Here is a 12,720-nt window from a genome sequence, read left to right as displayed (position 1 = left end):
TTGAAATAGCTCATTTTTATTATTTAGTGATAGAATCTCAGCCAAATAATAAATATGGGTAAGCGCATTTCATGGATCATAACTGGATAAGCATTGTTCCGTCTATTCTAGCTATAGTAGTAGCAATTTATAGCCGCCAAGTTATTTTAGCATTATTGGGCGGCGTAATTTTGGGCCATATATTACTTAATGATGGAAATATTCTAGCTGGCATCGGTGCGTCTTTAGACGGCATTCTCACTACATTGCAAAGCCCCGGAAATTTAAAAGTAATTCTATTCACTTTTCTGATAGGCATGCTGATTACCACCATTGAACAAACTGGCGGTATTGCTGCCTTTGTTAAAAAACTAACCACGAGTCGCTTTACCAATACACCTCGAAAGGCCCGAGCATTACCCTTTATCACTGGCATACTGATTTTTATTGAATCAAACATTACTGTGCTCGTGTCGGGAGCAATTGCTCGCCCAATTTTTGATAAATTCAAAATATCTAGAGAAAAGCTAGCCTATATTGTCGACTCTACCTGCGCACCTATTTGCGTGCTCATTCCTTTAAATGCCTGGGGTGCATACAACGTTGGCTTAGTGCAAAATCAAGGCGTTGAAAACGCAGTGGGCGTATTTGCACAATCTATTTTATTTAACTTTTATGCCATTGCGGCCATTTTAGTTACCTTGTTTACGATTATTTTTAACTGGAATATTGGCCCGATGAAAGCCGCAGAGCAACGCACGCAAAATGGACAAGTGCATTGGCCTGACTCAACACCGATGATGGCAACTGAAAGCGATCCTAATCACATTAAACCGAGTTATGCGAGAAATATGATCCTCCCTATTCTCGCCATGTTTTTAACCATGCCAGTTGCATTGTATTTAACTGGAGATGGCAACATTACTGCAGGTTCAGGTTCTACAAGCGCATTATGGGCGGTGATCATTGCGGTGCTAGTTAGTTGGGTATTAAGCCTAATGCAAAAACAATTTAATACCGAAAAGCTAACCCAAATTGGCCTTAAAGGAGCAGGTAGTATTATGCCGATGGCAGTTATTCTGCTGTTTTCACTAGCGCTTGGCGATGTGTCTAAGTTACTACACGCGGGTGATTATATGGCAAGCTTACTGCAAACCCACTTTCATCCTGCTGCACTGTTACCACTAATGTTTGTTCTAGGTGGGTTAATTGCTTTTTCTACAGGTACTTCTTGGGGAACATTCGCATTAATGATGCCAATCGCTATTCCAACTGCAATGGCGGCCGAACTACCTGTCGCACCATTTATTGCAGCCGCTATTTCTGGTGGCATTTTTGGTGATCATGCGTCCCCCATTAGTGACACTACCATTGTCTCTTCAATGGCATCTGCCACCGATCACATTGATCATGTGCGCACTCAGCTGCCATACGCAATGCTATCGGGAGTGATCGCGTTAACGCTGTTTTCAATTACAGGTGTGCTTATCGCATAAACTAGGTATTTGATAGCGCATTAGGTTAACTTCGATAAAAAGAGTTTGTTATACTGCCGAGCGAGAGCATGTTGCCTACCACAACCAACATGCTCTAGAGCTTCAGTTTTTTGCTTCACCTTTTTGATAAATACTAACCAACAAGAAGAAAAGAAAAATGAATAAAAAGCTTCGTATACCTACATGTTTAGCGGCTGTTTTAGGCCTTGCAACACTATCTCACACTGTTTCAGCTCAATTTGTCACTCCCACTAGCCCTGTTTCACAAAGCTTAACTGCCGTATTGGCTAATGCAGCAGACGGCGACCATAGATCTGACAAACAAAAAGCGCGCAATAAATACCGCCACCCTGCAGAAACATTAGCATTTTTTGATATCAAACCAGGGCAAACCGTTGTAGAAATTAGTCCGGGCGGAGGCTGGTACACGTCAGTAATTGCACCTGCGCTAGGGAAAGAGGGCAAACTATATGCAGCCCACTTTTTAATTAATGACGATACACGACCATATTTTAAAAAGTCGCGTAAGTCTTTTGAAGATAAAGTAAACACTAAGCCAGAATACGGCAATGTAGTGATGACTGACTTTCATCCTACTAACGCACACAATATTGCACCAGCAGGTTCTGCCGATGCAGTGTTAACCTTCAGAAATGTACACAACTGGTACATGCGCCATGGTGATGAAGGCCTGTTAGCGTCGTTTAAAGCGTTTAATAAAGCGTTAAAACCTGGCGGTACTTTAGGTGTGGTGGAACACAGACTACCTGAAGATCGCTCAGTAGAAGATCAGCAAAAATCAGGCTATATGAAAGAATCTTATATCATTGATATTGCTAAAAAAGCAGGCTTCAAATTAGCGGCCAAAAGCGAAATTAATGCGAACCCTAAAGATACCGCAGATCATCCTAAAGGGGTGTGGACGTTACCTCCACGTTTAATGCTAGAAGATACTGACAAAGAAAAATATTTAGCGATAGGTGAAAGCGATCGCATGACTTTAAAATTTGTTAAAACTCAGTAGGAACCTTTGTAATCATGAATGTGTTAGTAATTGGTGGCGGTGGTCGTGAACATGCCTTAGCATGGAAAGCGGCACAATCAACTAACGTTGAAACGGTATATGTTGCACCAGGCAATGCTGGAACTGCAACTGAAGCCAAACTAGAAAATGTTGCGATAAGTGCTGAAGATGTGGACGGTTTACTCACGTTTGCTAAAACCAAGCAGATCGACCTAACCATAGTAGGCCCAGAAGCGCCTCTCGTTATGGGTGTTGTTGATAAATTTAATGCTGAAGGTTTAGCTATATTTGGTCCAACACAAGGTGCTGCACAGTTAGAAGGCTCTAAAGCGTTTGCTAAAGATTTTCTTGCGCGTCATCACATTCCTACCGCTAACTACCAGAACTTTACAGAGATTGAGCCTGCGATTGCTTATGTTCACGAGCAAGGTGCACCAATCGTTATTAAAGCTGATGGTTTAGCTGCAGGTAAAGGTGTTATCGTTGCGATGAGCATCGAAGAAGCTGAAACAGCTATCAAAGACATGCTAGCAGGCAATGCATTTGGTGAAGCTGGCTCGCGTGTTGTTATTGAAGAGTTTTTAGATGGCGAAGAAGCCAGCTTTATCGTCATGGTTGATGGAAAACATGTTGTGCCAATGGCAACCAGTCAAGATCACAAACGCGCATTAAATAATGACGAAGGCCCTAATACTGGTGGTATGGGCGCTTATTCACCCGCCCCTGTCGTCACACCTGAAATTCATCAACGTATTATGGATGAAGTCATTATGCCTACCGTAGAAGGCATGACCAAAGAAGGGCATCCATACACTGGTTTCTTATATGCTGGTTTAATGATCATGGCTGATGGTACACCAAAAGTCATCGAGTTCAATTGTCGTTTTGGCGACCCTGAAACTCAGCCAATAATGATGCGCATGCAATCTGATTTAGTGACGCTTTGCCAACAAGCCGTTGCCGGAGAGTTAGCGGATGTGAAAGCAGAGTTTGATCCACGCGCTGCTGTAGGTGTAGTGATGGCTGCTGGCGGTTACCCTGCTAATTACCCGAAAGGTGATGTTATTTCTGGCTTAGCCAATGCTGATAACGATGCCGCCAAAGTGTTTCATGCTGGCACCAAATTAGTTGACGGCAATGTGGTAACGAATGGCGGTCGTGTATTATGTGCAACCGCGTTAGGGAACTCAGTGACAGAAGCGCAACAATTAGCATATAAACAAGTTAAGCAGATTTCTTGGAATAACGTATATTTCCGAGATGATATTGCTTATCGTGCAATTGCCAGAGAGCAAGAGAAATAACTACTTGATTCATTAAGCTTTTGAATCATCTTAAATACAAAAAAGGCGCTAATGCGCCTTTTTTTATACCCGCCTATTTATAAAAAATACAGCAGACAAGATAACTAAAAATATAAAGTCACTTTAAAAGCACATCACCAATATCGCAAACGAACACAAGGTTCCAATACTCCATACAGTGGTGCGTAATGCGTGGAAATCCAAGTAGTACAAAATTAAATATACAATGCGAGCAATAATAAACCCAATTGCTAACCATTGAATAAGCATCCCCATATTATGAGTAATGATTGCAACCAAAACAGCGGGCGTAAAAATGATCAGTGCTTCAAAAGAATTTTGGTGAGCAGCCAATGCTCGTGCGCCAAACCCTTTTAGTTTAGATTGCTGCTCTCTCGGATGACTGTTGTCGTAGCCTCCTTCTTTTGCCATCGCTACCGCTAGCGGTGCTTTTGCTAAATATGGTAATAGCATCGCTATTAACAAACAGACTAGAAGTGTTGTCATACTGGGTCCTTATCGTTCTTGTTGTGGTGGGAAAAGGTGTATTCGTTTTAAGCATACTCCCTCCCCATTTATAAAAGCCTCAATCGTATTGCTAGGGTCTGCCTAGTAAGGGAACTTTCGTTTATTCAGCGCAAACAAACGCTAAGTGATTTGCCTCTTGATTGACTGCCACACGTGAAATTTCTTTTTTGCAGTATTCATCTAATTTTGCCAAGCGCTGCCACTGTTTGTCGCCACGTCGCCAATATTTAATTTCATTACCTTGAGCGGAAATTGCCGTGTTGTCGTCTAACCAAGTAAAGTAATGGCTGTCTTTAGGTAAAGGTATAAGCGGCTGCTTTTTATTCGTTTTTGGGGTGTATTCAAATAACGTATTACTTTCTTTGCCTTGCTTAATATACGTAAAGCTTTTGCTGGCTTGGTTATATCTTATTGAGCGTCCAATATTCTCGTCAATGACCACAGGTTTTGCCGACGGCTTAGCTAAATATTGCAGCGTCATTGGTTCACCTAATACAAATAACATCAGTGACTTGTCTTCTCCCCAAGCATGATAGCCAACTGGCTCAATACTAGGAATAAGCGAAGTGCTAGGCTTACCATCCAAAGAATAAGACCACAGCTTTTGCTCGCCGCTTTCTTCAACCACTACACTTGAAAACATATCTTGCCCAATTAACTTAGTGGGCGAGTATTCACTGATAGTAGGCGTATTAGTAATGTTCTGGGTCTTTTGGGTTGTAAAATCATAAAGGAACGTATCTGCTTGCCACTTTCCTGCTTCCGACTCCACTAAGCTTGTGAATAAAATACCTTGGTCGTTAGGTAAAAAATAAGGCTGATTGTCATATCCTTCGCGCTGAGAAATGTTATTAATCTCTGATAAAGTAAACTGGTCATTTTTTACTGCTATTTCTGCAACCCAAATATCAAAACCAGGAGGCTGTTCTTGAGCAAGTATTTGGCTAGAAAAAAGTAACGCAGCACTATAAATACATGCACTAATTTTAGTTTTTTTAAATTTATTTTTTTTGTTTTGAAACATGTTAATTTTTAGCATTGTTAACCACTTTCTTAAATGAAAAAATGTCTGTACCAAAAATACCGTTAAGGATATGTTAAGTCAGATAGCTATATCTTAGGCTCAAATTAAGCACAAGTACACAAATGAAAAACAATATTAAAATAAACATCTTAGAGTATCAGCCAGAATATAAAAGCGACTTTAAGTCGTTAAATACGGCTTGGCTAACAAAGCACTTTACTGTTGAAGCCATTGATAAAAAAGTGCTGAATAACCCAGAGCAATTTATTATCAATTGTGGCGGTAAAATTTGGTTTGCAGCGTTAATGTTAGATAATCGCCCATCCAAAATTATTGGTTGTATAGCGTTAAAAAAGTCCTCTTCTACTGACATGGAATTAACCAAAATGGCGGTCGATGAGCACTACCAAGGATATGGCGTTGGCAAACAGCTGTTAGCGCATGTTATTCATTATTTTAAGCAAACTGACTATTCGCGCTTATACCTAGAGTCGAATTCAAAATTACAACCTGCAATTGGTTTATATTTGAAAATGGGATTCGTGCATAAAACCGCTGATCCTCAGTCAGTTTATCAACGTGCCGATGTGTTAATGGAGTATGTTGAGCCAGTTCCGTGTAAATCCTCCTAACAACTCACTTGAAATTATGCGAATAGCATAGCAACATGGTAGCGTCTTTATTAATAATAATTGTGATAAACAATGTCCACCAAGCATCCCATCATAGCAGTAACAGGCTCGTCTGGCGCTGGCACCACCACCACCACGAGCGCCATTAAGCATATTTTTAGAAGTCTTAACGCAAATGCCGCCTATGTTGAAGGTGACAGTTTTCATCGCTATTCTCGGTTGGAAATGGATAAGGCCATTCAAAAGGCCGCTGAACAAGGTAAGCACATTAGTTACTTTGGTGCCGAAGCGAATGACTTTACTGCCCTAGAAACCCTTTTCAAAGTATATAGTGAAACTGGCACAGGCAAGGTACGTAAATACTTACACACATTTGATGAGGCTGTGCCTTTCAATCAAATGCCAGGCACATTTACACCTTGGCAACCGCTGGCAGAGAATACCGATTTATTATTTTATGAAGGGCTGCATGGCGCAGTAAACACAGAGCAAAACAATGTGGCACAGTATGTAGATTTACTCATTGGCATGGTGCCCATTGTTAATCTTGAGTGGATCCAAAAAATAGTCAGAGATACTAACGACAGAGGTCACTCGCGTGAAGCGGTTATGGCAAGCATCGTGCGCAGTATGGATGATTATATCCAGCATATGACCCCGCAATTTAGCCGTACACATATCAACTTTCAACGAGTGCCTACCGTAGACACATCTAACCCATTTAGCGCGAATGATATTCCCTCATTAGATGAAAGTTTTGTTGTAATTCGTTTTCGAAATGGTAAAGGAGTTGATTTTCCTTACTATCTCAATATGATAGATGGTTCGTTTATGTCACGGGTTAACACCATGGTGGTGCCAGGTGGCAAAATGGGTTTTGCTATTGAGCTAATATTAAAACCCTTAATAGAAGCACTCCTTGATAAAAAACGTCAAGTATTGGCCAAGTAAATTAAGAACAAAAACAATAGGTAATGATATGAAAACAAATGTTGTGTTATTTGTTTTATTGTTGATAAGCACATCTGTATTTGACGCTAACGCAAGAGTAGAAATTTATAAATGGGTAGACAGTAAAGGGGTTTTACATTACTCGGAAAAGCCACCTAAGCAAGGTGACTACGTTCACATTGAAAGGTTTACCAATAAAAACAGATTTAAAGCCGATGTCACTGTATTCAACAAAGAAAAAAAACGCAGCGACTTATGTTTAAGAGCGCAACAAAACGACCAACTACTGCGTACTCAAAATAATATTCGTAAACATAATAAGCATGGAGAACTCGTGCTGTTAAGCGAGCTAGAGCTGACGGAACAACGGGCGTTAGCTACACAACAAATTAAACGTTATTGCAAAGAGTAAAATGCGTTAACTGCTACTCGCCATCACTCAATAGCGCAACCTATTGAGTGGGGCTTTCGGTGTCGGCCTCACCTAGCGGAATATAATTCGGTAATGACTCAATTTGGCCACACCAGCGTTGTATATGTGGGTATAGTTCAAGGTTAAAGCCACCTTCATGCGCCACATGCGTGTATGCGTATAATGAAATGTCTGCAACCGTTAACCTATCCCCAACTAAAAAGCGTGTTTTAGCTAACTGCTGCTCCATTACCTGCAATGCTTTATGGCCACCTTGTTGCTTCGATTGATAATCTTCTAAACGATCCTTCGGTAAGCCTAAATATTTATTAATAAAGCGGGCAACGGCTATATACGGCTCGTGGCTATACTGCTCAAAAAATTGCCATTGTAATACTAAACTTCGCACGTAAGTATCAGTAGGAAGGTAAGCACTGTCTTCCGCAAGATAATGAAGTATTGCATTGGACTCTGACAGAGTGTGCCCGTTATCTAACACTAATAATGGAATTTTGCCGTTGGGGTTTTGATTTAAAAATTGAGGTGTTTTAGGTATCTCCAGCAAGTATGTCGACGTTTATCCATTCATAATCTTGCTGTAAAAGGGTCAACAATAATTGTATTTTGTAACAATTACCTGAATTCACATCTCCGTAAACTTTCATTTGTCGACCCTATTGTTATTGTTTGAGGGGCTATTTACCTATAACTGGAATATTTCTACCATAAAAGATTTCTTGTATCTCATGTGTTAGTGTATCAGTGATGTCTTTTTGCTCTTGCTCACTGTAGCCATCTTTACCAATACCAAATAAATACTCGTCTAATTCAAATTCTTTTCTAACCATTTTGGTGTGAAAGATGTTTTCTTGGAATACGTTTACATCAATCATTTGATAGGCATTCTGAGTATCTTCATCCATAAAGTTTTGAATAGAGTTAATTTCATGATCGATATAATGTTTTACCCCATCAATATCACGAGTAAACCCGCGAACACGGTAATCAATAGTAACGACATCAGATTCTAAGCTATGAATTAAAAAGTTTAAGGCTTTTAACGGCGAGATAATACCGCAAGTTGACACTTCAATATCTGCTCTGAACGTACAAATACCTTCATGTGGATGAATTTCAGGGTATGTATGCACACAGATATGACTTTTATCTAAATGGCTAACGATAGATTCTGGCAGTGGCCCCGGCTTCTCTTCGTTATCTATTTCGCGTTGCTCTTCAATCGGCTCTTCGCTCACTAAAATAGTTACACTAGCACCTTGAGGATCATAATCTTGACGAGCAACATTAAGTACATTTGCACCAATGATATCGCACACTTCACGCAAGATATCAGTTAAACGATCGGCGTTATATTGCTCATCGATATACTCAATATACTCTTTACGATGCTGTTCTGATTTCGCATAACAAATATCGTAAATACAAAAACTCAAGCTCTTGGTTAAGTTATTAAAACCATGCAACTTCAATTTATCAAAGGGTTTAACCAATGTCTTAGTCTCCAAGCAGAATTGCCAGTATTTTATAAAATGCTACAAGTCACATAAAACAGAGAAAGGGGAGCTGTTGAACAGAATTATAGCAGGACTATTAAAACGCGAATAATAGCCAAAAACATACATCCATTAAAGCTTTTTTATAGCTTATTTTTGACTATTCTGTGTTTAATTTTGGTCAATTATTTTATAAGAATGGCTCACTGTTGCAGCCTTATCGAGCATGAGTTTTACAGAACAATATTTTTCTGCAGACAGGTCTACCGCACGAGCAACATGCTTCTCGTTCAAGTTGGTGCCAGTAACTTCAAACTCTAGGTGTATTCGTTCAAATACTCTTGGCGGATTTTCTGCACGTTCTGAAGATAGATTCACTTTACAACCAGATACTTGCTGTTTCGACTTCTCTAAAATCATCACCACATCAATTGAAGCACAACTGCCTACAGACATGAGTACCATTTCCATAGGACTTGGCGCAGAAGAGTTGGCGCTATCGCCATCAAACACAACGGAATGTCCAGTCTCAGACTGGCCTAGATAAGTCATGTCTTTAATCCATTCAACTGTTGCTTTCATATTTCTCTCGATTTAATAACGGTAAAGGTGTGCCATGGTACAGAAAATATTTTCAAGAGTTAATCTAATAAGTCAGCAATCGCACTATCAAATAGATTTTTCACTAAACCAGAAAATTCCTCAATAAATTCTAATTGCTCTTGAGTCACTGGTTGATTAATCACACTAGAAAGAATTTCTTGTAAGTCATAAACAATACCATCTACCTCTCTAATGATAAGGCTTCGGTGATTCATTTCTAACTCATCATGTTGAGTACACAAATTGATAATGTTAGCTGCTATTTTATCCTCAATCGCACACATTACCGTTTTACCGTTTGCGATGGGCTCACCTGGCTTTTCAAATAACGCCAAATTTTCGGTAAAATATTCTATTAGGTGGTTATAACCTGCTTTATCAATGACCATAATTCAACTCACTACGTTACTCTATTGCCTAAATGGTGAACTAGCACTCTGATACTGATTTAAACAAAACCAACTAGTTAACTCAAACTATATTATAGTTTTTCTTTGATTTTGCTGCATTTTTGATACCGCCGCCTATGCTCACAATAATAAGATAATAAATAGCTATCTAATAGCAGCGCTAAACTACTTACTCAAGTAACATTATTATATTAAGATTCGTTACTTATACATCACTTATCATAGCGTACAACGCTTTCACATTGTTACAGAGCTGAGTTAGGTACATGCACGATAAAAATCAGTCTATTGCGTTAAAGTATGGTTTAGTTGCCGTCTTATTATGGTCAACCGTTGCCACTGCATTTAAATTAGCACTGAACACTATGAGCCCAACTCAATTATTGTTTATTGCCAGTGTAACAACTTCCATCGTGCTGTTTATTATTATCCTTAAACAAAATAAGTTAGGCTTAGTGGGTAGAACCCTTGCTAATACCAGCAGCTATGCAGTGCTCATTCCATCTGCTTTGCTAAACCCGGTGCTATATTACATCACTCTATTCTCAGCGTATGATTTACTACCCGCCCAACAAGCACAAAGTATTAATTATACTTGGGCAATCACTCTTAGCCTATTAGCAGCAATATTCTTAAAACAAAAATTAACTAAAATAGATATGCTCGCATTATTGCTTGCATATGTAGGCACTCTCATCATCAGCACAAAAGGTGACGTATTTTCATTGCAATTTGAAAGTCTACTTGGGGTATCTTTAGCATTAATTAGTACTTTCTTGTGGGGAATATATTGGATAATAAATGTAAAGAATACTGCCGATGCAATAGTAACGTTATTTCTTAGCTTTTTAATTAGTCTGCCTATTCTATTTATCATGTTAGTCATGGGGGGAGAACTAAACAGCCTTACCACCGAAGGCATTTGGTATGCAATTTATATTGGCTTATTTGAAATGGGTATCACATTTGTTTTATGGCTAAAAGCATTAAAGTATGCAGAAAATACAACACAAATAAGTAGCTTAATATTTATATCACCATTTATCTCCCTCATATTCATTTATTTAATTCTTCAAGAACCTATCTATTCTGCCACACTATTAGGTTTAGTATTCATTGTCACAGGATTGGTACTCCAACAAAAATGTCAAAATAAAACGCCATCGCAAGCTTCCTATAACAGCGATATTCCAGATCACAACATTAAGCAACCTAACTAATACAAGTACATAATAATGTCTAATCGAAAAATATGCACACACTGTCAATTTCCATTAAAGGTGTGTATTTGCGCAAGCATAAAGCCGATTTTCAATAAAACGCGTTTATTTATTTTGCAGCATCCAAGCGAAGTTAATGTGGCTAAAAATACAGGACGGCTTATTTTGTTATGCAGTAACAATGCTGAAATCACTGTAGGTGAGACAGAAAATGATTTTGAAGATGCTAAAAGTCTACTACTCGATCAAAAAGATGAAACCGTTTTAATATATCCTGAAAGTCACTCAACTGATATTAGTGAACTATCATACGGCGAAAGAATAAAAATAAAGAATATTATACTCGTTGATAGCACTTGGAAAAAAGCGCATAAGATCTTGCAACTGAATCCTTGGTTAACTCAATTCGCTACTATAAACCTAAACTCAGCAGAGCCAACCCAATATACGATCAGAAAAGCAAATAAAGCCTCGAGCCTTTCAACTATTGAAGCTGCTGCTTACTGTATTCACACTTTAGAAGGCATCGATACATCACCATTAACTGACTGTTTAAACGCGATGGTTAAAGGGCAATTAAGCAATATGCCCGTTGATGTGAAACAACGCTATGATAACCATTGAACATAACTAGCAAAGCAAAATCCCCCTATCTAAATAATTAGATAACGTTGAAATATGCAACCCCCTTCCAATGGACATAAATATCTAACACTTTTCACTTGGCACTTTCAGCTATCGTTGTTATTACGATGCTTAAAAATAAATGTACTTAATCGACTTAATGCTAAAAAGGTATTTCCAATTGAGTATTTGTAATGGAAGTTTTTGCTAGCTGAAGACATATACTGATAAAAGGCCTGTTAGAATCGAGTATCTGCTCACTATATTTTGCTTAGCAGGTACTTTAACTTCTTCAAGTCGATCATTATGCGGATGGATGCAAGCACTGGCTAAAATATAAAGATTAAGTAATCAGAGTGATCTTAAAAGTTAAACTGTTCATTCAAAATGATAAAGATATGAAATGTAGCAATGCTAAGGTGATACAGCTATTTATACCAACCTAAACTAATGAAAGGCCAAGATTCTGTATGATTTAAACACCGCACTATGTCGAATCACCTGCGTGTATTTGAATAAAAATAACCCCATCATTCAAGCTAGATCTGTGCTGACAGCAGTAGCAGGGCCATAGAAGTCACACCGATAGCCCGCTGACTTTCCTTAGCCGCAAAAGAGCCAACGGACTAGTCAGCGTGTTCAGCTGGCTTAAATACATACCGCTTAATACTGAGCGCTAAATACGCATTTATAAGTACTTATTTGCTAAGTACTGGCGCCTAAATACCGAGTCTCACATGTCGGATGCTGGATGCTGGATGCTAAATAGTGCATACCACATACTGATGTTAAATACCAAACCCCACATAGCAAAAAACCCGCTCACAGTGTGAACGGGTTTCTTTAATAGGGAGCCTGGCGATGTGCTACTCTCACATGGGATCTCCCACACTACCATCGCCGCTGTTGCGTTTCACTTCTGAGTTCGAAATGGAGTCAGGTGGTTCCACAACGCTATTGTCACCAGGCAAATTCTTTTATAACAATACTGGAAAAGCA

The 12,720-nt window shown here is 39.0% G+C and carries 13 protein-coding genes, 1 rRNA gene and 1 pseudogene; 8 read left to right on the top strand and 7 right to left on the bottom strand.

All coding sequences use genetic code 11. The features are described from left to right. Nucleotides 1-71 precede the first annotated feature (71 nt). The 3 genes from HUU81_RS01990 to purD all read left to right on the top strand — a co-directional run bounded on the left by HUU81_RS01990 (nucleotide 72) and on the right by purD (nucleotide 3,803). Nucleotides 72-1,475 (top strand): Na+/H+ antiporter NhaC family protein, encoded by a 1,404-nt coding sequence (locus HUU81_RS01990; protein WP_199610609.1) that lies wholly within the window; start codon nucleotides 72-74, stop codon nucleotides 1,473-1,475. Nucleotides 1,476-1,632: 157 nt separating this feature from the next. Continuing rightward, the gene (locus tag HUU81_RS01985) at nucleotides 1,633-2,499 is read left to right on the top strand and encodes a class I SAM-dependent methyltransferase (RefSeq protein ID WP_199610608.1); all 867 of its coding nucleotides are present in this window, start codon (nucleotides 1,633-1,635) and stop codon (nucleotides 2,497-2,499) included. 14 nt (nucleotides 2,500-2,513) lie between these two features. Next, entirely contained in the window at nucleotides 2,514-3,803 is a 1,290-nt protein-coding gene (purD, locus tag HUU81_RS01980) for a phosphoribosylamine--glycine ligase (RefSeq protein WP_199610607.1), read from the top strand. A gap of 123 nt (nucleotides 3,804-3,926) precedes the next feature. Here the strand turns inward: purD and HUU81_RS01975 are convergent, their stop codons facing one another. After that, nucleotides 3,927-4,310 (bottom strand): MAPEG family protein, encoded by a 384-nt coding sequence (locus tag HUU81_RS01975; RefSeq protein ID WP_199610606.1) that lies wholly within the window; start codon nucleotides 4,308-4,310, stop codon nucleotides 3,927-3,929. A gap of 121 nt (nucleotides 4,311-4,431) precedes the next feature. Further along, nucleotides 4,432-5,370: a TolB family protein gene (locus HUU81_RS01970; protein WP_199610605.1), complete on the bottom strand. Its 939-nt coding sequence runs from the start codon at nucleotides 5,368-5,370 to the stop codon at nucleotides 4,432-4,434. A gap of 107 nt (nucleotides 5,371-5,477) precedes the next feature. Between HUU81_RS01970 and HUU81_RS01965 the strand changes: the two genes are divergently transcribed. From HUU81_RS01965 to HUU81_RS01955, 3 genes are all read left to right on the top strand, one after another. After that, a complete protein-coding gene (locus HUU81_RS01965) occupies nucleotides 5,478-5,987 on the top strand; it encodes a GNAT family N-acetyltransferase (protein ID WP_199610604.1) in 510 nt (169 codons plus the stop codon). 72 nt (nucleotides 5,988-6,059) lie between these two features. Next, entirely contained in the window at nucleotides 6,060-6,938 is an 879-nt protein-coding gene (locus HUU81_RS01960; RefSeq protein WP_199610603.1) for a phosphoribulokinase, read from the top strand. A 28-nt stretch (nucleotides 6,939-6,966) separates the two neighbouring features. Further along, the gene (locus HUU81_RS01955) at nucleotides 6,967-7,350 is read left to right on the top strand and encodes a DUF4124 domain-containing protein (RefSeq protein ID WP_199610602.1); all 384 of its coding nucleotides are present in this window, start codon (nucleotides 6,967-6,969) and stop codon (nucleotides 7,348-7,350) included. 40 nt (nucleotides 7,351-7,390) lie between these two features. Here HUU81_RS01955 and HUU81_RS01950 read toward each other — a convergent pair. The 4 genes and pseudogenes from HUU81_RS01950 to HUU81_RS01935 form a co-directional block, all read right to left on the bottom strand. Then, nucleotides 7,391-8,015: pseudogene (locus HUU81_RS01950) on the bottom strand (glutathione S-transferase family protein). A gap of 30 nt (nucleotides 8,016-8,045) precedes the next feature. Then, nucleotides 8,046-8,861: an adenosylmethionine decarboxylase gene (gene speD / locus HUU81_RS01945; protein ID WP_199610601.1), complete on the bottom strand. Its 816-nt coding sequence runs from the start codon at nucleotides 8,859-8,861 to the stop codon at nucleotides 8,046-8,048. Nucleotides 8,862-9,035: 174 nt separating this feature from the next. Beyond that, nucleotides 9,036-9,446 carry an OsmC family protein gene (locus tag HUU81_RS01940; protein ID WP_199610600.1) on the bottom strand — a complete coding sequence of 137 codons (411 nt, stop codon included), beginning with the start codon at nucleotides 9,444-9,446 and terminating at the stop codon, nucleotides 9,036-9,038. Nucleotides 9,447-9,505: 59 nt separating this feature from the next. Next, entirely contained in the window at nucleotides 9,506-9,856 is a 351-nt protein-coding gene (locus HUU81_RS01935; protein WP_199610599.1) for a DUF3802 family protein, read from the bottom strand. Nucleotides 9,857-10,143: 287 nt separating this feature from the next. Here HUU81_RS01935 and HUU81_RS01930 point away from each other — a divergent pair, with 287 nt between their 5' ends. Together HUU81_RS01930 and HUU81_RS01925 are read left to right on the top strand one after the other, a co-directional pair. Further along, a complete protein-coding gene (locus HUU81_RS01930; RefSeq protein ID WP_199610598.1) occupies nucleotides 10,144-11,097 on the top strand; it encodes a DMT family transporter in 954 nt (317 codons plus the stop codon). 15 nt (nucleotides 11,098-11,112) lie between these two features. Continuing rightward, nucleotides 11,113-11,721, top strand: a complete 609-nt coding sequence (locus tag HUU81_RS01925; protein WP_199610597.1) for a tRNA-uridine aminocarboxypropyltransferase — start codon at nucleotides 11,113-11,115, stop codon at nucleotides 11,719-11,721. A gap of 853 nt (nucleotides 11,722-12,574) precedes the next feature. Here HUU81_RS01925 and rrf read toward each other — a convergent pair. After that, nucleotides 12,575-12,689: ribosomal RNA gene (rrf, locus tag HUU81_RS01920) — 5S ribosomal RNA — on the bottom strand. Nucleotides 12,690-12,720: the final 31 nt, after the last annotated feature.

Origin of the sequence: Flocculibacter collagenilyticus (assembly GCF_016469335.1) — a bacterium.
GTDB lineage: Bacteria > Pseudomonadota > Gammaproteobacteria > Enterobacterales > Alteromonadaceae > Flocculibacter > Flocculibacter collagenilyticus.
The sequence above is the reverse complement of the archived record's forward strand: the minus strand, read 5'-3'. Positions and strand labels throughout refer to the sequence as shown.

What these genes read in the sequence shown, in the direction of transcription:
- HUU81_RS01960 (WP_199610603.1), top strand. Translation starts at nt 6,060, where the DNA reads ATGTCCACCAAGCATCCCATCATAGCAGTAACAGGCTCGTCTGGCGCT.
- HUU81_RS01940 (WP_199610600.1), bottom strand. Translation starts at nt 9,446, where the DNA reads ATGAAAGCAACAGTTGAATGGATTAAAGACATGACTTATCTAGGCCAG.
- HUU81_RS01935 (WP_199610599.1), bottom strand. Translation starts at nt 9,856, where the DNA reads ATGGTCATTGATAAAGCAGGTTATAACCACCTAATAGAATATTTTACC.
- HUU81_RS01955 (WP_199610602.1), top strand. Translation starts at nt 6,967, where the DNA reads ATGAAAACAAATGTTGTGTTATTTGTTTTATTGTTGATAAGCACATCT.
- HUU81_RS01930 (WP_199610598.1), top strand. Translation starts at nt 10,144, where the DNA reads ATGCACGATAAAAATCAGTCTATTGCGTTAAAGTATGGTTTAGTTGCC.
- HUU81_RS01990 (WP_199610609.1), top strand. Translation starts at nt 72, where the DNA reads ATGGATCATAACTGGATAAGCATTGTTCCGTCTATTCTAGCTATAGTA.
- HUU81_RS01965 (WP_199610604.1), top strand. Translation starts at nt 5,478, where the DNA reads ATGAAAAACAATATTAAAATAAACATCTTAGAGTATCAGCCAGAATAT.
- HUU81_RS01970 (WP_199610605.1), bottom strand. Translation starts at nt 5,370, where the DNA reads ATGCTAAAAATTAACATGTTTCAAAACAAAAAAAATAAATTTAAAAAA.
- HUU81_RS01975 (WP_199610606.1), bottom strand. Translation starts at nt 4,310, where the DNA reads ATGACAACACTTCTAGTCTGTTTGTTAATAGCGATGCTATTACCATAT.
- purD (WP_199610607.1), top strand. Translation starts at nt 2,514, where the DNA reads ATGAATGTGTTAGTAATTGGTGGCGGTGGTCGTGAACATGCCTTAGCA.
- HUU81_RS01925 (WP_199610597.1), top strand. Translation starts at nt 11,113, where the DNA reads ATGTCTAATCGAAAAATATGCACACACTGTCAATTTCCATTAAAGGTG.
- HUU81_RS01985 (WP_199610608.1), top strand. Translation starts at nt 1,633, where the DNA reads ATGAATAAAAAGCTTCGTATACCTACATGTTTAGCGGCTGTTTTAGGC.